Annotated in this window: 19 protein-coding genes, 8 tRNA genes and 1 rRNA gene; 25 read left to right on the top strand and 3 right to left on the bottom strand. The window is 46.7% G+C overall.

What is annotated here, in order from left to right; translation table 11 throughout:
• From ASL11_RS06565 to ASL11_RS06525, 9 genes are all read left to right on the top strand, one after another.
• Nucleotides 1–85 (top strand): 23S ribosomal RNA (locus ASL11_RS06565); the annotation flags it as partial.
• Between the two features lie 80 nt (nucleotides 86–165).
• Nucleotides 166–257 (top strand) — tRNA-Ser (locus ASL11_RS06560).
• Between the two features lie 27 nt (nucleotides 258–284).
• Nucleotides 285–361 (top strand) — tRNA-Met (locus tag ASL11_RS06555).
• Nucleotides 362–379: 18 nt separating this feature from the next.
• A tRNA-Val gene (locus ASL11_RS06550) sits at nucleotides 380–455 on the top strand.
• An 11-nt stretch (nucleotides 456–466) separates the two neighbouring features.
• Nucleotides 467–542 (top strand) — tRNA-Thr (locus ASL11_RS06545).
• A gap of 26 nt (nucleotides 543–568) precedes the next feature.
• A tRNA-Asp gene (locus ASL11_RS06540) sits at nucleotides 569–645 on the top strand.
• A 43-nt stretch (nucleotides 646–688) separates the two neighbouring features.
• Nucleotides 689–761: transfer RNA gene (locus tag ASL11_RS06535), tRNA-Phe, on the top strand.
• A 44-nt stretch (nucleotides 762–805) separates the two neighbouring features.
• Nucleotides 806–887, top strand: a tRNA-Tyr gene (locus ASL11_RS06530).
• Between the two features lie 16 nt (nucleotides 888–903).
• Nucleotides 904–976 (top strand) — tRNA-Lys (locus tag ASL11_RS06525).
• A 92-nt stretch (nucleotides 977–1,068) separates the two neighbouring features.
• Here ASL11_RS06525 and ASL11_RS06520 read toward each other — a convergent pair.
• The 3 genes from ASL11_RS06520 to ASL11_RS06510 are packed head-to-tail and all read right to left on the bottom strand — an operon-like array spanning nucleotide 1,069 to nucleotide 3,573.
• A complete protein-coding gene (locus ASL11_RS06520; RefSeq protein ID WP_056611327.1) occupies nucleotides 1,069–1,368 on the bottom strand; it encodes an MTH1187 family thiamine-binding protein in 300 nt (99 codons plus the stop codon).
• Nucleotides 1,369–1,417: 49 nt separating this feature from the next.
• A complete protein-coding gene (locus ASL11_RS06515) occupies nucleotides 1,418–2,980 on the bottom strand; it encodes a GMC family oxidoreductase (RefSeq protein ID WP_056611325.1) in 1,563 nt (520 codons plus the stop codon).
• Entirely contained in the window at nucleotides 2,977–3,573 is a 597-nt protein-coding gene (locus ASL11_RS06510; RefSeq protein ID WP_056611321.1) for a gluconate 2-dehydrogenase subunit 3 family protein, read from the bottom strand. The genes ASL11_RS06515 and ASL11_RS06510 overlap by 4 nt, the downstream gene beginning before the upstream one ends.
• A 266-nt stretch (nucleotides 3,574–3,839) precedes the next feature.
• On the opposite strand from ASL11_RS06510, the gene ASL11_RS37400 reads away from it, so the two are divergent.
• The 16 genes from ASL11_RS37400 to hisJ all read left to right on the top strand — a co-directional run bounded on the left by ASL11_RS37400 (nucleotide 3,840) and on the right by hisJ (nucleotide 18,912).
• On the top strand, nucleotides 3,840–4,691 hold the full coding sequence (locus ASL11_RS37400; RefSeq protein WP_056611318.1) for an NlpC/P60 family protein: 852 nt from the start codon (nucleotides 3,840–3,842) through the stop codon (nucleotides 4,689–4,691).
• Between the two features lie 132 nt (nucleotides 4,692–4,823).
• Entirely contained in the window at nucleotides 4,824–5,939 is a 1,116-nt protein-coding gene (locus tag ASL11_RS06500; RefSeq protein ID WP_056611315.1) for a PucR family transcriptional regulator, read from the top strand.
• A gap of 112 nt (nucleotides 5,940–6,051) precedes the next feature.
• Complete coding sequence (locus tag ASL11_RS06495; protein WP_056611312.1) at nucleotides 6,052–7,182, top strand: ABC transporter ATP-binding protein; 1,131 nt, start codon at nucleotides 6,052–6,054, stop codon at nucleotides 7,180–7,182.
• A gap of 170 nt (nucleotides 7,183–7,352) precedes the next feature.
• Nucleotides 7,353–8,294 (top strand): HPr(Ser) kinase/phosphatase, encoded by a 942-nt coding sequence (hprK, locus tag ASL11_RS06490; RefSeq protein WP_056611310.1) that lies wholly within the window; start codon nucleotides 7,353–7,355, stop codon nucleotides 8,292–8,294.
• 37 nt (nucleotides 8,295–8,331) lie between these two features.
• Nucleotides 8,332–9,306, top strand: a complete 975-nt coding sequence (lgt, locus tag ASL11_RS06485) for a prolipoprotein diacylglyceryl transferase (RefSeq protein WP_082595300.1) — start codon at nucleotides 8,332–8,334, stop codon at nucleotides 9,304–9,306.
• Entirely contained in the window at nucleotides 9,284–9,943 is a 660-nt protein-coding gene (gene ppaX, locus ASL11_RS06480; RefSeq protein WP_056611307.1) for a pyrophosphatase PpaX, read from the top strand. Before lgt ends, ppaX begins: the two co-directional genes overlap by 23 nt.
• The gene (locus ASL11_RS06475) at nucleotides 9,940–10,428 is read left to right on the top strand and encodes an acyltransferase (RefSeq protein WP_056611305.1); all 489 of its coding nucleotides are present in this window, start codon (nucleotides 9,940–9,942) and stop codon (nucleotides 10,426–10,428) included. The genes ppaX and ASL11_RS06475 overlap by 4 nt, the downstream gene beginning before the upstream one ends.
• A 157-nt stretch (nucleotides 10,429–10,585) precedes the next feature.
• Nucleotides 10,586–11,602, top strand: a complete 1,017-nt coding sequence (locus ASL11_RS06470) for a peptidoglycan-binding domain-containing protein (protein ID WP_235550399.1) — start codon at nucleotides 10,586–10,588, stop codon at nucleotides 11,600–11,602.
• A 643-nt stretch (nucleotides 11,603–12,245) separates the two neighbouring features.
• The gene (locus tag ASL11_RS06465) at nucleotides 12,246–13,424 is read left to right on the top strand and encodes an ATP phosphoribosyltransferase regulatory subunit (protein ID WP_056611302.1); all 1,179 of its coding nucleotides are present in this window, start codon (nucleotides 12,246–12,248) and stop codon (nucleotides 13,422–13,424) included.
• Between the two features lie 42 nt (nucleotides 13,425–13,466).
• Nucleotides 13,467–14,102 carry an ATP phosphoribosyltransferase gene (gene hisG, locus ASL11_RS06460; RefSeq protein WP_056611299.1) on the top strand — a complete coding sequence of 212 codons (636 nt, stop codon included), beginning with the start codon at nucleotides 13,467–13,469 and terminating at the stop codon, nucleotides 14,100–14,102.
• A gap of 32 nt (nucleotides 14,103–14,134) precedes the next feature.
• On the top strand, nucleotides 14,135–15,421 hold the full coding sequence (hisD, locus tag ASL11_RS06455) for a histidinol dehydrogenase (RefSeq protein ID WP_056611297.1): 1,287 nt from the start codon (nucleotides 14,135–14,137) through the stop codon (nucleotides 15,419–15,421).
• Nucleotides 15,422–16,030 carry an imidazoleglycerol-phosphate dehydratase HisB gene (gene hisB / locus ASL11_RS06450; RefSeq protein WP_056611294.1) on the top strand — a complete coding sequence of 203 codons (609 nt, stop codon included), beginning with the start codon at nucleotides 15,422–15,424 and terminating at the stop codon, nucleotides 16,028–16,030. It abuts the gene before it with no gap.
• A 2-nt stretch (nucleotides 16,031–16,032) separates the two neighbouring features.
• Complete coding sequence (gene hisH, locus ASL11_RS06445; protein WP_056611292.1) at nucleotides 16,033–16,638, top strand: imidazole glycerol phosphate synthase subunit HisH; 606 nt, start codon at nucleotides 16,033–16,035, stop codon at nucleotides 16,636–16,638.
• 32 nt (nucleotides 16,639–16,670) lie between these two features.
• Entirely contained in the window at nucleotides 16,671–17,429 is a 759-nt protein-coding gene (gene hisF / locus ASL11_RS06440) for an imidazole glycerol phosphate synthase subunit HisF (protein WP_056611288.1), read from the top strand.
• Entirely contained in the window at nucleotides 17,426–18,079 is a 654-nt protein-coding gene (gene hisIE / locus ASL11_RS06435) for a bifunctional phosphoribosyl-AMP cyclohydrolase/phosphoribosyl-ATP diphosphatase HisIE (protein ID WP_056611285.1), read from the top strand. Before hisF ends, hisIE begins: the two co-directional genes overlap by 4 nt.
• A 26-nt stretch (nucleotides 18,080–18,105) precedes the next feature.
• Nucleotides 18,106–18,912: a histidinol-phosphatase HisJ gene (hisJ, locus tag ASL11_RS06430; RefSeq protein ID WP_056611281.1), complete on the top strand. Its 807-nt coding sequence runs from the start codon at nucleotides 18,106–18,108 to the stop codon at nucleotides 18,910–18,912.
• The last annotated feature ends 16 nt before the right edge of the window (nucleotides 18,913–18,928 follow it).

Here is an 18,928-nt window from a genome sequence, read left to right as displayed (position 1 = left end):
GTAGACGACGAGGTTGATAGGTTCGAGGTGGAAGTGCGGCAACGTATGCAGCTGACGAATACTAATCGGTCGAGGGCTTAACCAAAATTCCTAAGAGTAATACCTACGTTGAAGTTTCGTATCTAGTTTTCAGGGAATACTATTCCTGAATCGTATATATATCTTGGAGAGATACCCAAGTGGCTATAAGGGGACCCTCTGCTAAGGGGTTAGACTGCGTAAGTGGTGCGAGGGTTCGAATCCCTCTCTCTCCGCCAGTTCCAAATATATATACACTTTTATGTGGCGGCGTAGCTCAGCTGGCTAGAGCGTACGGTTCATACCCGTAAGGTCGGGGGTTCGAGCCCCTCTGCCGCTACCATAAAACCAAACACCAGATGGAGGCTTAGCTCAGCTGGGAGAGCATCTGCCTTACAAGCAGAGGGTCGGCGGTTCGATCCCGTCAGCCTCCACCATCATCTTTTACGCCGTTGTAGCTCAACTGGTAGAGCAACTGACTTGTAATCAGTAGGTTGGGGGTTCAAGTCCTCTCGACGGCACCATTTTTATGGTAAGACCTTTGTAGCATGGAGCTGTGGTGTAGTGGCCTAACATGCCTGCCTGTCACGCAGGAGACCGCGGGTTCGAATCCCGTCAGCTCCGCCATTTCTTTTATAATTAATGTAGGACATGCTATAAATAATCATTTGGCTTTGTAGCTCAGTCGGTAGAGCAGAGGACTGAAAATCCTCGTGTCGGCGGTTCGATTCCGTCCAAAGCCATTGAGATGGTTGTATTGCTTTGGCAGTACGGGTATCTCGTATCTGGAGGCTTAGTGAAGTGGCTAAACACGGCAGACTGTAAATCTGCTCTCTTCGAGTTCGGTGGTTCGAATCCATCAGCCTCCATTTTCCTTTCACCTACGAGTCATTAGCTCAGTTGGTAGAGCACCTGACTTTTAATCAGGGTGTCGTAGGTTCGAATCCTACATGACTCACTTTTATAAGTAAACGTACAAGACCATAGGGTCTTTTTTTGTTTCCATTTTATATAGAAAAAGCATCCTGCTATAGGATGCTTTTTTGCTGTTCAGAGCTTGTCAGCGACGGACTGCATTTTTTGTTCCATGGAGGCGTGCTTGTCGCGGCGATCATCGATTTTGATGGACGTGGAGACACGAGCAGCACCATGCAAGAAGGGAACCTCGTGGACGGCACGGATGACCTCGAATAAACGGTCTAAAGGGCCTTCCAGGATGGTACCCATGGGTGTCATTTGAAAGCGGATATCTTCATGTCGCTCTAATTCTTTATGGAGGTCAGCGACATAGCCGCTCAGGCTGGTTGTGGCCGTTCCGATGGGGATGATGGTGAATTCAGCAATGGCCATAGAGATCAGAAGCTCCTTCCTTTAGTTTACTTGTTGTTAAGGATAACAATCAGGAGCTGGCAAGGTCAATAATGTAATCAGCAGTTCTTGCTGCTAAGGCCATTACGGTAAGCGTAGGATTGCCTCCACTAGAGGTGACGAATAGGCTAGCATCACAAATGAATAGGTTCGGTATGTCATGACTTTGACCGTACGAGTTCACCACGGATGTAGCGGCGTCATTGCCCATCCGGCAACCACCCATCAGATGTTGTGTATCTGGTACGACATAGGAGATCTCTCCACCAGCTGCACGGAGGATCAACTTCATATTTTCAACAGCGTGATCCAGGAGCTTGAGATCGTTATCGCAGTAATTGAAGGCTAAGGAAGCCATAGGAATACCATATTCATCTTTTTCATCAGCTAACGCAACATGATTGTTCCAATTGGGAAGGACTTCTCCGACCATTTTGAGACGACCATAGAAGTTGTAATCCTGCATAGCTTGTCTGAAGGACGAGCCCCACAAAGGCGCCTCAGTGGCCTTGCGAATGCCTTCTGCCATCTCTATAGGCCGAGAGCCGTGAGCATGTATGGTATACCCGCGGACAAAGCCTCTACGTGGATCTGTCTCATAGAAATCTTGGGTAGATGCCAGCACGGGTGTTCCTTTGTACAATCGGACTTCCTCTTCAAACTTGGCATAAACATCGTTGCTGCTATGCGTCATAATCGCCTTGCCTACCCATCCGCTGGAATTGGCTAATCCATCAGGGAACTGTGGTGTGGCGGAGTGGAGTAGCAAACGAGGTGTTTCCACAACGTGCGAACAGAGGATAACAGTTTTGGCACGTTGCCGATAGGTTATGCCTTCGTGGACGAACAGAACCCCGCAAGCATGGCCATAGTCATTAACTTCGATTTGAGTGACCCTGCAATCTGCGAGAATTTCGGCACCTGCTTGAACTGCTTTAGGAATGTGCACGATCAATGTGCTAAATTTCGCATTAGGGATGCAACCTTGCAGGCAGAACCCACGATTGGTGCAAGCAGATCGGCCTTCTAACGGGTTAGAGAGGATGGCTAAGGGTGTAGGTGCGGATTGAATACCAAGAGATTTGCATCCTTTGTGAAATAAGACAGCATTAGGACTAAGCGAATCTAGTTCTGGAAAGGGATATGGACCCTGAAAATTTCCCCAAGGGAAATGCTTAGGGCCGGAAACGGAGATTTCTTTTTCAACACGCGAGTAATAGGGTTCTAAATCTTTGTAATGAATGGGCCAATCTTCCCCAACGCCATCAATGGCCTTCGTTTTGAAATCAGATTCATGAAATCGCAGAAAAACCCCCGTAAAGTTCTGGGTGCCGCCGCCAACCCCTTTTCCCGAATGATGCTTTCCAGTAACGAATGTCTCGGTAGCATCAACAAGACGCGTATCCTCCCAAGCGAGGTGCTTCATACTCAGTTCATCACTTGCGAAATCCTTCACAGGATCACGCCAAGGCCCTGCATCAAGCACAACTACACCAAGCCCAGCTTCACTGAGTTCTTTGGCTAGAACACCTCCAGCAGCGCCTGCTCCTACGATAACAATGTCTACGGTTTCATTCTCATAGCGCCACTTCATGATCGTTTCGCAGCCTCCCAGGATTCAAGTTGGTCAGGACTATGAAGGGTGTATCCGTGAGGATAAGCAGGCCCTCCAAACCCAATTTCCGACCAAACTAAAGGATGAGCATAGTAAGCTTCTACACAGAGTTGAAGAAGCTTTTGGAATAAGATTTTTTGAGGAATGCCATCCCAATTTTTCGTAGGTGGATAGCTATCGTTGCTTATCTGAAGCATAATGCTCCGTTGGTTCGTCTCATCTAATTGAAAGAAAGGCTGACTATTCGCAATCCATCCTGTTTCGTCAATCGCTTTGAGTCCTTGACGTAAAAGTACTCGAATAGGAGGTGTACCCACCTTGCGATGTCCCTCACCTTTATTTTCAGATAGTACCTGATCGATATGGTTAATGACGTATTGAATGATTTCTCCGCGATGATCGTCCATAAGCAGTGAACACCAAGCACGAAGCGTTTCGGCCTCAATGACCGTTACATATCCGTATGCATTTTCACGAATAAGTCGAGCTTTCACAATGGATCTCGTGTGTACATCCCATTCCCTGCTTTCTTCCATGACATCAAAGGTTGGATAATGATTATGATCTTTCATGCTTGTCACCTCCATAGCTAACGAGAATAAAAACCAAAAAGTGCTACTACAATTATTTCCAAATCCATGAAGAATATGAGGATGCCACCTATGAAGTTGTGTTTTTAATAAAATGAAACAATTGGCACCATTGCCAATGTCATGGTGGTTAGGAAATATTTTAGGAATGAAAGTCTTTTCATTACCATGGTAATCTTGTACTAGTAACTGAGATGTTTTCCATTTTACCCAACTCACCCAAGAGAGCACGTACAGGAGGAAATACAATGTTAAAGAGTCTTGCACACCGCACGCTAGGAATAACTGCTGCGATTACGATCGCATTATCAGCAACAACTGCTGTTTCCGCTTATGCCGCAAATGATGATATGGATGCCGTTTCATTAGCCAAAAAAATGGTTGGCATAGATTACTCCAAAAGTGATGAAACACCTTCTGCAGGGTTTGATTCATCAGGACTGATCTATTATGTCTATGAAACGTTAAATTACACAGTACCTAGAACTTTAGCGGATCAATTCAACATGAAATCCACGAAAATCACGAAAATAGATAAAGCTGAGCCAGGTGACGTCTTGTTCTTTGGTAGTGGTTCAAAACCAACGTTTGCTGGGATCTATGTAGGCCAAGGTAAAATGGTCATGGCATCCCAGAGCAAAGACGAAGTCGTCACTCGCAATGTAAGTGAGCTTAAGGGCAGCTTTATTGGTGGAAGAAGTATTCTTTCAGCTAAGGATCGTTTGAAAGCTGAGTTGATCCTAACCGCTCAGAAATATCTTGGAACTCCATATGTATTTGGTGCGAAATATGGTCAAACCAAAACAATGGATTGTTCTTCTTTTACAAAAACGGTGTTTGCTGCTTATGGGATTACGCTACCACGTGTTTCTCGCGACCAAGCGAAGGAAGGCACTTTCGTTAGTAAAAGTAATTTACAAACCGGAGACTTGGTCTTCTTTACAACGCCAGATTCCGGTAAAAACATTGGACATGTTGGTATTTATGTTGGTAACGGCATGATGATTCATACGTACGGTGAAGGTGGTGTCAAATTCACCTCGATGAATAAAGAATGGTGGGCAGATCACTACGTAACGGCTCGCCGCGTAATCAAATAGCACCTCTTTCATATGGACCTTCTTGCCAATTGTGGCAGGAGGGTTCCTTTCGATTCACAGGAATAGGCAGACATATGGTACAATAGAGAGATAAATATAGAAGATGCTATAGGCAATAAGGAGTGAAGGCAGATGATTTGGGAGCATGTCAAGGAGCGATTGGAAGCGGTTTTACAATCGCCAATACAGATAAGCCTGATACCGGATTCCGAATGGCACCAGCTTGTGGAGGATCAGGGAGAGAGCCAAGAAGGATTGAGTCGTAGTGTGATCCGGGGAGAGGAAGTTCTTTTCTTCATTTCACAGGATCATAAAGAAGTTCGTGTCCTAAAGATAAATGGGAGTAAGTTGTCTATTTCAGAACGCAAACTCGTCGAACTTACGATCGAATCTAAGCAAACTGTAGAGAAGAAGCAATTCGGCTCCTATCTGTCTGAAGATGAAAGGAAGTCGAATCAATTAAGAGACTGGCTGCTGCAGCAAATGGAACGCGGTACAGGCCATGCAGAGCTTCCAGATGCGCTTGCTTCACAGTCATCGTTGTATTCAACCAAAATCCCTCTCTTGTTGTATGGGGACTATCCTCAGAACCAGCGTGTATCCTATACGGAGCTTAAGAAGCTATTGGAATCTTTCTTTGAAGCGGAGATTATTCTGATTCCTTTACTGGAAAAAGAGTGGTTAATCCTAGCACCAGAGGTCCTTATTACTAGCGGCAGCGAAGAACGTGATGGGGACGAGGAAGAAAGTGTTGAGCAAACCCTTGATGCACTTGGCTCAGGTTTATATGAGATGTTGGCAAATGAATGGGTAGGTGAATGCCATCTTGCCATTGATTTCCCTGTGAAACCGGCGAAGTCTTTGTTTGCTACCGTGCTAAAGCTGCGTGAAACCATTATGCTGGGCCGATCGTTCCACGTAGGCAGCTTTATTCATCTGCGTTGGGAGCTTCGTCTTGAGAAGTTGTTGCACCTTATAGAGGAAGAGGAGAAAACCGATTTCCTTGAGCAGGTGCTCCGCGGCACGGATCATGTGCTGGATAGCGAGACGGTAACGACGCTAGAGCATTTCTTTACACTAGACTGTAACGTAAGTGAAACAGCGAAGAAGCTTTATATTCATCGTAATACGCTGCTTTATCGGTTGGACAAGTTCAAGAACGAGACGGGACTGGATGTTAGAACGTTTAATCATGCGGTTTTGGTACGTCTGGCCTTGCTATTGTACAAAGTAACGAAAAGAAAGTGATTTTTTTGTAGGGATTGTGCATAGTCAGTCCGCCGCTTGTAGGGTAAGATGTGTATATAGAAATGTTGATAAATAAAGCATTTGAACGATAAATTGTAGGGGGAATGAAATCATGGCAGGCGTACGTTTAAATCATATCGTTAAAAGATATTCTGGTGCAGAAGAATCAACAGTTAAAGATTTCCATCTTGAAGTTGCTGACAAAGAGTTCGTAGTTCTTGTTGGTGCATCCGGTTGCGGAAAATCCACAACTCTTCGTATGATCGCAGGTTTAGAGGAAATCACTGAAGGTGAACTTTACATCGGAGACCGCCTTGTAAATGACGTAGCTCCAAAAGATCGCGATATCGCGATGGTATTCCAATCCTACGCTCTTTATCCGCATATGACTGTTTATCAAAACATGGCATTCGGATTGAAACTTCGTAAATTCAAAAAAGCTGATATCGATGCTCGCGTTCGCGAAGCAGCGAAAATTCTAGATATCGTTCACTTGCTTGATCGTAAGCCAAAAGCACTTTCCGGTGGTCAACGTCAACGTGTTGCCTTGGGTCGTGCGATTGTTCGTGAGCCACAAGTATTCTTAATGGATGAGCCGCTTTCCAACTTGGATGCGAAACTTCGTGTACAAATGCGTGCGGAAATCACAAAACTTACAAAACGTCTTGGTGTTACAACGATCTACGTAACGCATGACCAAATCGAAGCAATGACAATGGGCGATCGTATCGTTGTTATGGATAAAGGTATTATTCAACAAGCTGCTACACCAGAAGAAATCTACAACTTCCCAGTGAACATGTTCGTAGCTGGTTTCATTGGATCCCCATCCATGAACTTCATGTCCGGAACATTGGCATCTGAAGGCGGCGGTGTATTCTTCAAAGCAGGTACTGTCAACGTTGAAGTTCCAGCTGGTAAAGCACAAGTTCTTAAAGACAAAGGATTCGTTGGCAAAGAAGTGATTCTGGGAGTTCGTCCAGAAGATATTCACGAAGAGCCAGTATTCTTGGAAGCTTCCCCGAAAACAGTATTCAATGTTAACGTTGAATTGACTGAGAACTTGGGTCACGAAATGTACTTGTACTTGAACGGTATCGGCGCTAACACAGTAATCGCTCGTGTTGACGGTCGTTCCGGAATCAAAGAAGGTACTAACGTTAAATTGGCACTAGACATGAACAAAGTTCATTTCTTCGATAAAGAATCAACACTTTCCATCCTGGTTAACCCAAACCTATAGGATTGCACTGAAAGGCCAGCCGTTATCGGCTGGTTTTTTTGTTTATTTCGAGGTTCATGAACACAGTAGTTGATTTCAATTAGGTATTCCATTACGATGAAACTATTGGAAGCCTGCGTGCAACAAGGGAAAGCAAATGGTACATAAGCAAATTCGGAGGAGTTAGGACAATGGCCAAAAAGGTAAAGGTTTCCGAAATGATGGAACAGCTACATATGGAAGTGTTAGCAGGTGAGGGTGGGCTAAAGCGTCCGATTACTACTGGTGACTTGTATCGCCCTGGTCTTGAAATGGCGGGATATTTCAATTACCATCCCAAAGAGCGAATTCAGATGCTTGGAAAAACAGAGATTACGTTTATAGAGATGTTGACGACGGGTGTTCGTAGAAATCGGGTGGAACAGCTTTGTGCCCCTGAGGAAACGCCATGTATTATTGTAACGCGAGGACTGGATGTTCCCCTTGAATTACTCGAAGAGGCAACTAAGCGTGATCTTCCGGTGCTAAGAACGCAGCTGTCAACGACGATTTTTGCAAGCAGATTAACTGGTTTTCTTGAAAATAAGCTTGCACCCAGCACGACAATCCATGGTGTACTTGTTGATGTCTATGGGGTAGGTATGTTGATTACCGGTAGCAGTGGGATCGGTAAGAGTGAAACTGCGCTTGAGCTTGTAAAACGAGGGCATCGACTGATTGCGGATGATGCGGTTGAAATTAGGCAAAACGGGGATAAAGTATTGACGGGTAATGCCCCAGAGTTGATTCGTCATTTACTTGAGATCCGCGGCGTAGGTATCATTAACGTCATGACACTATTCGGTGCAGGTGCGATTCGTAATGTGAAGAAGATTTCAGTTGTTGTAAAATTGGAGAATTGGCAGCAAGAGAAGCAATATGATCGTTTGGGCTTAGATGAGGAGCTAACGCGGATTATCGATACTGATCTGCCGCTAGTTACGATACCTGTAAGACCAGGCCGAAACTTAGCCGTCATTGTTGAGGTTGCTGCGATGAATTATCGCTTAAAGCGTATGGGTTATAACGCGGCGCTGCAGTTTACGAATAAGCTGACAGAATCGTTGAATGAAGATTTTGAGGATTTTGATTGAGAGAGGGCGTAAGCTCACCAAATAAAGGAGTGGAACTATGTTAGAAAGTATTGCGTTCTCCTTAGGGCCGATTCATGTAAGGTGGTATGGCATTATTTTGGGAACAGCCGCATTAATCGGTTTAATGTTGGCAATCAGGGAAGGGAAACGATTCAAAATCGTACCTGACTTCTTCATGGATTTATTGTTAATTGGGGTTCCTTCTGCCATTATTGGGGCTAGAATTTATTATGTAGCTTTCCAATGGGCTGATTATAAGGATAATTTATGGGAAGTATTCATGATATGGCACGGCGGGATTGCAATTTATGGCGCTCTGATCGGGGCTATTATCGGTACTTCATTCTATATTCGGGCCAAGGGATATAACTTCTTTCGAATTGCTGATATCCTTGCGCCAGGTCTAATTGTTGGACAAGCAATCGGTCGTTGGGGCAATTTCATGAATCAGGAAGCTCACGGTGGTCCGGTAGAAGAGTCGTTTTTGAGAGATAGCTTGCACTTACCGAATTTTATTGTGAATCAAATGAACATCGAGGGGACATTCTACCACCCTGCGTTTTTGTATGAATCGATATGGAGCTTTGTAGGTCTGCTGTTCTTGTTCTGGCTTCGTCGCAGGCCGTTTTTGCGGGCAGGAGAGCTATTTCTAAGTTATTTCATCTGGTATTCGATCGGTCGTTTCTTTATTGAAGGGATTCGTACTGACAGCTTAGACATCACGGGGCCAGGTTGGTTAGCTTCATTAATGAATGCGTTATGGTCACCTATGAAAATTGTGTTTGAACCAGGCGTACTGACATATGGAGGGAATATTCGTTTCTCCCAACTCCTTGCATTGCTAATTGTCATTGCGGCCGTGATCATGATCATCATTAGAAGAAAAAAAGGCTATTCCAATGAACGTTACTCGGATCCAATTGTATCTACGCTAGCGCTTGATAAAAACAAAGTAGTCAATGATGAAGAAACAGATAAAGGAGTAAACTATGATTCAAACCGTACTATTTGATTTGGATGGCACGATTGTAGACACGAATGAGTTAATTGTACAATCGTTCTTGCATAGCTTGGAAGGCGAAACACCTGAACCTATTAGTCGGGAGCTTATTATTCCCAATATGGGTCGCCCGCTAGTGGAGCAAATGGAATTTTTCACAGGCAAAAAAGAAGTTGAGGCGCTGATTACTAAGTATCGTACGTTTAACCTTGCTAAACATGATGAGCTTGTGCAGGAATTCCCGAACGTGCGTACGGTAATGGCAAAACTTCACGAAAAAGGTATCAAAATCGGAATCGTGACAAGTAAAATCAGACTTACCACATTGATGGGACTGAAACTTTGTGGATTAGACTCTTACGTCAGCGCTATTGTAACAGTGGATGATGTAAAAGAACCAAAGCCGAGCCCCGAGGGTATCATTGCAGCGCTGAAAGAGCTAGGCAGTTCACCTGATGAAGCAATGATGGTAGGCGATAGTCATTATGATATTGAGGCTGCTCAAAATGCAGGAGTTACATCTGTAGGTGTATCCTGGTCCTGGAAGGGGCGCTCTTATTTAGAGCAGTACAACCCGGATCATATTGTCGATGATATGTTTGACCTGTTGCCATTAGTCGGGATATCGTCGGAAGTGAAGGTTGATTGAGGCAGACAGAGAAGTATCCCGTAGATGGCCCAAATGCGCTGTGGCAAATTTATCAAACGGTCAGTAAGTGGAAGGCTATGCGGAATTTCGTTTGGATTCAAATCACCCGTTATTCGCCATCCTTGCGGTTGAAGAACTGGATATATCGTCGTGCTCTAGGCATGACAGTTGGTGAGCACTCGGCATTTGCCTTGATGGTGATGGTGGATGTGTTTTTCCCCGAGCGGATCTACATTGGGAGTAATACAATTATTGGTTATAACACGACGATCTTGGCGCACGAGTATTTGACAAAGGAATATCGGTTAGGTGATGTACGTATTGGATCTCATGTGATGGTTGGGGCTAATACGACAATTCTGCCAGGTGTGACGATTGGTGATTATGCGATTATTGGTGCGGGTTCTGTCGTCCATAAGGATGTAGCCCCTAATAGCTTCGTGGCAGGTAATCCGATGCAGGTAATTCGGTCGGGCAGTGCCTAGTAAGAGGAAAATAAGATGGGCTCAACGTCATTGTGATGTTGGGTCCTTTTTTGTTGTGTAAAGGAAGCAGAATCTGCGGAAAACAACTATTAAAAATGGCATTTTGGGAATAGTAAAGACGCAGTGAAATCATAGGAAAAGGGAAGGTGTCGCTTAAGTGCAGCAATGGAATCGTAGTAAAATCGCAGATGTGAAAAAAGGTAACTTTGGAAGGTCTCTAGGAAAGAGTGTGGGAGTTGTAGTACTAGCTCTTATGCTGCTTTTATCCTTGCCGACAATAAGTTTGGCTGTCGGTAAAGAGGCGCAGGGACCCGATGTGTATGTGATCCAAGGGATGCTGAAATCACTAGGCAGCTATTCTGGTGATATTAATGGTTACTACGATAATACAACGGTTCAGGGTGTAAAGTACTTTCAGAAAAAGCATGGGCTGCCGGTAACAGGCGCTGTAGATAGCCGTACGCTCGAGTCGATCACCTATGGCTATATGAAGCTTAAGGGTGTTGGCCAGAGTCAAGGCGGCGGTAAAGGCGGTGCCGGAGGCCAAGGCCAGGAAGGCGGTAAAGGCGGTGCCGGAGGCCAAGGTCAGGAAGGCGGTAAAGGCGGTGCCGGAGGCCAAGGCCAGGAAGGCGGTAAAGGCGGTGCCGGAGGCCAAGTTCAGGAAGGCGGTAAAGGCGGTGCCGGAGGCCAAGGCCAGGAGGGCGGTAAAGGCGGTGCCGGAGGCCAAGGCCAGGAGGGCGGTAAAGGCGGTGCCGGAGGCCAAGGTCAGGAAGGCGGTAAAGGCATTGGCGGAGGTAAGGGCCAAGGCGGTGGTAAGTTCGAAGGTGGCGGTAACGGAGGAGGCAAAGGTCAAGGACCGAGTGCGACACAAGCACCGAGACCTAACGGTGGACCGAAGCCAGTACCAAATGGCGGTCAAACGCCAGCGCCGAACGGTGGGGCAACACCAGCACCATTTGGGAACGGAAACGGAAACGGTAACGGAAACGGGCAAAACGGACAAGCACCGAATGGCAACGGTAATGGTAACGGAAACGGTAATGGTAATGGACAATTACAGTCGCCTAATGGAAATGGTAATGGTATAAATGGGAATAAAGCTCCAAATGGTGGTCAACCACAGGCACCTAATGGTGGCGGTAAAACCCCGAATGGACCTGTAGAGGAAGACTGATTTAGATTTATCTAGAAGAGGGCATGCTGCCGCGGCAGCATGCCTTTTCCTTTTGTCAGAAAGTATGCTGATCGCATGCATGCGTCAGCGTCACAATGCGCCTCAAGAATCCGTATGCGTTGGGTGAAGACTCCTACGGGGCGCGGCAAATAGCTGGATATTATGCATCTATATGGACAGGATTTCGGCGGCTAAAGTAAATAGATGGATTTTCTGCTGTTAATTTCAGTCATTTGAGCTCGACGAGCTACTTTCGGCGAAAATAAATGTAGAAAATCCATCTAATGGTTGAAAAGAGTGGATTTCCCTCAAATTAACTGGAGGTTTTCCAGTTAGATAGGTGGTGGAGGTAATGGGACTGCTACTACACAATATAAGTGGATGAAAAGCGGGAAGATCCAAAATGATATAGCATAAAGCCGTGAATATAGGCTTCTCCATATACAGTTGACGACGTATGGGTTTATATGCCATTCTTAAAGCGCTGAACAAGGCGTAGACGATTGACGGTCCTAAAGATACGTGTTAAAATAGCCGTACATTCTTTATTTTGGTAGTATGGTAGCACGTTAACGCACTAAAGTAATTGATAAACAATAAATTGAGAACAACTGATTATACTCCTACTTATAGAGGTGAGACGGTGTCGAAGCCAAAAGTATTTGAAAAACCGTTAGGCGCGAAAGATTATTTGCCTGATGCGGTTGCGAAACTTAGAAATATAGAATTCCGTGTATTGGCCTGTATGGAACGCTGGGGCTACAACCAGATTATTACACCTACACTTGAATATTACGATACAGTTGGTGTAGCAAGCTCGACCGAGGATAAGAAGTTGTTCAAGCTGCTAGATCGCAAAGGGAAAACGCTCGTGCTGCGTTCGGAGTTAACGGCTCCAATAGCTCGAGTAGCTTCCTCGCTTTTAAAGGAACAGGAGTTTCCACTCCGTCTTTCTTATCATTCGAATGTTTTTCGTTCCATTGAAGAAGAAGCGGGCAGAGATTCAGAGTTCTATCAAACTGGGGTTGAGTTGATCGGTGATGCTACATCGGAGGCGGATGCCGAAGTTGTGGCGCTAGCGATTGCTTCTTTGCAAGCTGCTGGCGTTGAGAAATTTAAGATTGCACTTGGCCATGTTGGTTTTCTGAACGGATTATTCCAAGAAACATTGGACGGACGTACCGATGCGCAGCTTTCCTTGAAAGAGCATTTACTCGGCCGTGATTACGTCGGATACCGGGAAGCGATTAAGTCGCTTTCTCTGGCGCCTGATGTTGAGCGTGAGCTGAACGGCGTGCTAAGGCTTCGTGGCGGTGATGAAATCTGCGAGCAAGCTCGTATGGTTTCCCAGCATCCAATCGCACAGGACGCGATCCGACATCTATGCGAAGTGTGGGATGTGCTGAAAGCTTACGGTGTAAGCGAGCACGTGGTCATTGATTTAACGATGATTGGGGATTTCTCCTACTATACAGGTATGACGTTTGAAGGCTACGCTGCTGAACTAGGTTTCCCTGTCTGCAGTGGAGGCCGTTACGACAATTTATTGAGTCAGTTTGGACGTCCAGCTCCAGCGACAGGGTTTGCATTGAAAACGAATCGCATCCTTGAAGTAACTGGTAAAGAGCAAGTGGAACAACCAGTTCGTGTGCTTATCGCCTACGATGCCGAGCATCGTGAGAAAGCTTTGCAGCTGGCGAAGGATATGCGAAGCGATGAAAACATTAAAGTGAGTATCGTTATCACACAGCTTGTCACGAAAGAACAAAGCAATGACCTGGACAGAGTGGGGTACCACGTAATGAAGCTGATTGCGGAATAACCTCTCAGCATAGATGAGGGAAGTTTGGAGGAGGTTGGAACGGTGGATGATATTCTTAAAGTAGCGATGCCGAAAGGCCGTATCTATAAACAAGCAGCGAAGCTGTTTACGAAAGCAGGATTGCCTATTCCAGAGGATCTGGAAGAAGGCCGCCGTTTGATTATCCCTGTGCCAGGGGCGAAGATGGAATTTATTTTAGCCAAACCGGTCGATGTTCCTACTTATGTGGAGTACGGCGTTGCCGATATCGGGGTTGTGGGCAAGGATGTTCTGATGGAAGAAAATCGGAATGTTTACGAATTGCTTGATCTAGGGATCGCAAGATGCCGCATGTCGGTGATTGGATTACCGGATTGGAAACAAGTAATTAACCCACGCGTTGCGACTAAGTATCCGAATGTAGCTTCTCAGTATTTCCGGGAAAAGGGACAGCAAGTAGAAGTCATTAAGTTGAATGGTTCGATCGAGCTGGCGCCTTTAATCGGACTAGCTGACCGCATTGTAGATATGGTGGAGACCGGCCAAACTTTGAAGGAAAACGGTCTTGTCGAGCAAGAGGAAATCTTTCAGATCACGAGCCGCTTAATTGCGAATCGTGTGAGTTATCGGATGAAGAATGACTCCATCCAACGGTTGTGTGATATGCTGCAGGACGTACTGCCGATAGTGAAATTATAGCTTGTGTTAGTAAAGATGAGAGGAAGATGAAGATGCGGATTATGCCCGCCTCCGAATTTCAATTAAACCGCGAGGTCGAATACGGCTCACCCGAGCAAAATGAGTCCGTCCGCCGCATCATCGATGAGGTGCGGCAGGACGGAGATACCGCGCTGCGCCGCCTAGCGCAGCAGTTCGACGGCGTCAACGTCGCTGAGCTTCGCGTCAGCGACGAAGAGATCCAAGCGGCGTACGCGCAAGTCGACGCCGCATTCCTAGCGGCGCTGCGTCAAGCCGCCGCTAACATTCGTGCGTTTCATGAGAAGCAGAAACGCAATTCGTGGATGGACCTGCAGCCAGACGGCAGTCTGCTGGGCCAAATCATCCGACCGCTGAAGCGGGTCGGATTGTACGTGCCCGGCGGGAAGGCGGCGTACCCGTCTTCCGTGCTCATGAACGCCATCCCTGCGATCGTCGCAGGGGTGCCAGAGATCGCGATGGTGACGCCACCGTCCACCGCGGGCGAAGAAGGCATCAACCCGCATATTCTCGTGGCAGCAGCCGAAGCGGGTGTGAAAGAGATCTACCGCGTAGGCGGGGCGCAGGCGATTGCCGCGCTGGCTTACGGGACAGAATCGATCGCGCCGGTCGATAAAATCGTCGGCCCCGGCAACATCTACGTCGCGCTGGCGAAGCGCTTCGTGTTCGGCGTCGTCGACATCGACATGATCGCCGGACCAACCGACATTGTCGTGCTCGCCGACGAGCACGCCGATCCTGAATACGTGGCGGCCGATTTGCTAGCGCAGGCCGAGCATGATGAGATGTCACCATCGATTCTGGTGACACCTTCCCGCGAACTAGCCGAAGAGGTTCGGCTAGAGCTATGGCGGCAGCTGGATGTGCTGCCGAAGAAAGCCATTGCCGCTGTCTCGACAGCGACGAAAGGTGCGATCCTGCTTGTCGACTCACTCGATGAAGGTGTTGACGTGATCAATCGCTTGGCGCCGGAGCACTGTGAGCTGCTTGTGCAGGATCCTTTCACGTGGCTGCCGCGCATTGAAAATGCAGGTGCCATTTTCCTAGGCGCCTACAGCACAGAGCCTGTTGGCGATTATTTTGCCGGACCGAACCACGTGTTGCCGACGAATGGCACAGCACGATTCTCATCGCCACTGAATGTGGACGATTTCCTCAAAAAATCAAGCGTCATTCACTATAGCAAGGAAGCCTTACTAGCAAACGGAGACATGATTATGACTTTGGCTCGGAATGAAGGGCTGGAAGGTCATGCGCGTGCCGTAGAGATCAGACTTAAAAAAGAAGGGAAGTTGACCTAGATGGCTGAACAGGATCAAGTAAGAACTCGCTCAGCGAGTGTAGCCCGTAGGACGAATGAAACGGACATTAAACTTTCTTTTGACGTAGACGGTACAGGAATTTCAGAGCTCCAAACAGATGTTCCATTCCTGAATCATATGCTCGATTTGTTCACGAAGCACGGTATCTTCAATTTGAAAGTAGATGCCAAAGGAGATATCGAAATCGATGATCATCACACCGTAGAAGACATCGGGATTTGTCTAGGTCAGACCCTGCGCGAAGCGCTAGGCGACAAAAGAGGCATCAAACGCTACGCAAGTGTATTCGTCCCCATGGATGAAGCTTTGGCACAAGTTGTGATTGATATCAGCAACCGTCCGCATTTTGAGTACCGTGCTGAATACCCTACAGCGAATGTTGGCAGTTTTGAAACACAGCTGGTAAAAGAGTTCCTTTGGAAATTTGCGCTAGAAGCTCGTATTACTTTGCATGTTATTGTGCATTACGGTGAAAACACGCATCACATGATTGAAGGTGTGTTTAAAGCGTTGGGACGTGCGCTGGATGAAGCAACATCGATTGATCCTCGTGTGCAGGGGGTTCCTTCGACGAAGGGAGTGCTGTAGGCATGATCGCCATTATTGATTATGGAATGGGTAATTTACATAGTGTGAGCAAAGCGGTTGAACGGCTCGGCTATGAAGCGGTTGTGACGGGAGATCCGGAACAAATTCTAGCAGCAGAAGGCGCGATTCTTCCTGGTGTCGGCGCATTCGGTGATGCGATGGAGCATCTACGTGAATCTGGACTGGATGAGGTCGTTAAGCAGTATGCGGCGTCTGGCAAGCCTATGATCGGCATTTGTTTAGGGATGCAGCTATTGTTCTCCAGCAGTGAAGAGCATGGACAGCATGAGGGGCTAGGGCTTCTGCCAGGTACGGTTGTTCGTTTCCGCGGAGACTACAAAGTGCCGCATATGGGCTGGAATCGTCTTAGCTATAAGCAGAGTGAGAGTCCTATTTTCAAAGGGATTGAAGAAGGGCATGTGTATTTCGTACACTCCTACCATGCAAAGCCGGAGCGGGAAAGCGATTTGTTGGCTGTGACTGACTATTATCAACCTGTAACAGCAATTGTTGGTCGTGACAACGTCTATGGCATGCAGTTCCACCCAGAGAAAAGCGGCGATATCGGTATGCAGCTATTGGGTAATTTTTTAACCCTGTGTAAATAAGGCGGAAATAGTCTCTCAAGGAGGTGCTGAGCATGTTAGCCAAAAGAATTATCCCATGTCTTGACGTCAAGGATGGCCGAGTGGTGAAAGGCGTAAATTTCGTGAATTTACGTGATGCTGGTGATCCGGTTGAGCTTGCGGCAATTTATGATAAAGAAGGCGCGGATGAGCTGGTGTTTCTCGATATTTCGGCTTCGGTCGAAGGGCGGGCAACGATGGTTGAGGTCGTTCGTCAAACAGCAGGCGAGATTACAATTCCGTTTACTGTAGGCGGCGGGATTTCAAGTGTCGATGATATGAAACGTCTCCTTCGTGCAGGTGCGGATAAAATCGGGATCAATACGGCAGCGGTGCTGAATCCTCAGCTTGTATCGGATGGTGCGCGGAAATTTGGCTCCCAGTGTATCGTGGTGGCCATTGACGCGAAGTTCAATCCGGAGTGGGGCGAGTGGGAAGTGTACACCCATGGTGGACGCAAACCGACAGGCATTAAGACGCTGGAGTGGGCAAAGCGCGTAGAGGAGTTAGGTGCAGGTGAAATCTTGCTGACGAGCATGGATGCAGACGGAACGAAGGATGGTTTCGACTTGAAACTGACACGTGCGGTATCCGAGCTGCTAACGATTCCTGTGATTGCTTCTGGCGGTGCGGGAAAAGCCGAACATTTCTACGATGTATTTACGGAAGGCAAAGCTGATGCGGGGCTGGCGGCAACGATTTTTCACTATAAAGAATTAACGATAGACGGGGTCAAGGCTGACCTGAAAGGTAAAGGGGTTGAAATTCGATGACATTTTCAGTGGATCAAATTAAATATGACGCACAGGGGCTTGTACCTGCCATCGTGCAAGATGCGGTTAGTAAAGAAGTGCTGATGCTGGCTTACATGAACAGTGAGTCCTTGCAACGTACGATTCAAACGAGGGACACTTGGTTCTGGAGCCGTTCACGTAATGAGCTTTGGAATAAAGGGGCAACTTCCGGTCATACGCAAAAGGTAAAAGCACTTCGCTACGACTGTGATGCGGATACGCTGCTTGTACTTGTTGAGCAAGTAGGACCTGCTTGTCACAATGGTTCGTACACTTGCTTCACTTCGAACATCGCAGTGGAAGGTTCTGTTGAGGAAGCTGCAACTACTACTGGCGGTGATCGTTTCGCTATTTTGGCTGAACTTGAAGCTGTTATTGCTTCCCGTGACGCGGAGCGTCCTGAGGGTGCGTATACGACATACCTTTTTGAAAAAGGTGTCGACAAGATCCTTAAAAAAGTAGGCGAAGAAACGGCAGAAGTCATTATTGCAGCTAAAAATAAAGACAATGATGAGCTTCGCTATGAAGCGAGCGATCTTATTTTTCATTTAATGGTCCTTTTGCGTAATAATAAATTGCCATTGGATGATATTATGAAAGAGCTGGCTAATCGTCACGTCAAAAAATAAAGTAAACGACCTGGAGTGAATTCACGATGTTGATTGATTATCATACACATCATGTGCGCTGCGGTCACGCCTCTGGGGAACTGGAGGAATACGTCAAACGCGGCATCGAGATCGGGCTTACCCAATTGGGGCTTTCTGATCATATGCCGCTTTTGCATGTCGACCCGCAGACGTATTGGCCAGAAATGGCGATGCCGAAGGAAGAGCTACCCCGTTATGTAGAAGAATGTCTTCTTCTCAAAGAGAAGTACAAGGATCAGATCGATATTCGCGTGGGCTTAGAAGGCGATTATGTAGAAGGCTTTGAAAGTGAAATTGCTGCCATCATTAACGCATACCCATGGGATTATGTGATCGGATCGGTTCATTTTCTAGGTGAGTGGGATATTTCCGATTTTCGACAGCTCGCAGGTTGGGAAGGTAAGGATATTTTTGCAGTTTATACCCAATACTACGAGGCAGTGAAGAAAGCAGTTCGAACCGGACTGTATGACTATATCGGTCACATCGATATGATCAAACGATTTGGTTACGTGCCAGATCGCGATACGTGGGAATTGGAGAAAGCAGCGTTAGATACCGTTAAAGAGTATGGACTTGCGATTGAGTTGAATGCATCAGGCCTGCGTCATCCATGTAAAGAGATGTTTCCGAGCCGCCGCATGTTGGAATATTGCCATAAGGTGGGAATTCCAGTGACGCTTGGATCAGATGCGCATCAGCCGGAACGGTTGTCTCAGTATTTGGATGAGGCTAGAGAGTTATTAAAAGCGATTGGATTTAACGAAATAGCCACATTTTCTGCTCGAAAACGACATCTTGTGACTTTTTAAATTCGACACGTATCAT

It is taken from the genome of Paenibacillus sp. Soil750, assembly GCF_001428045.1.
GTDB classification, from domain to species: Bacteria; Bacillota; Bacilli; order Paenibacillales; family NBRC-103111; genus Paenibacillus_E; species Paenibacillus_E allorhizoplanae.
The sequence above is the reverse complement of the archived record's forward strand: the minus strand, read 5'-3'. Positions and strand labels throughout refer to the sequence as shown.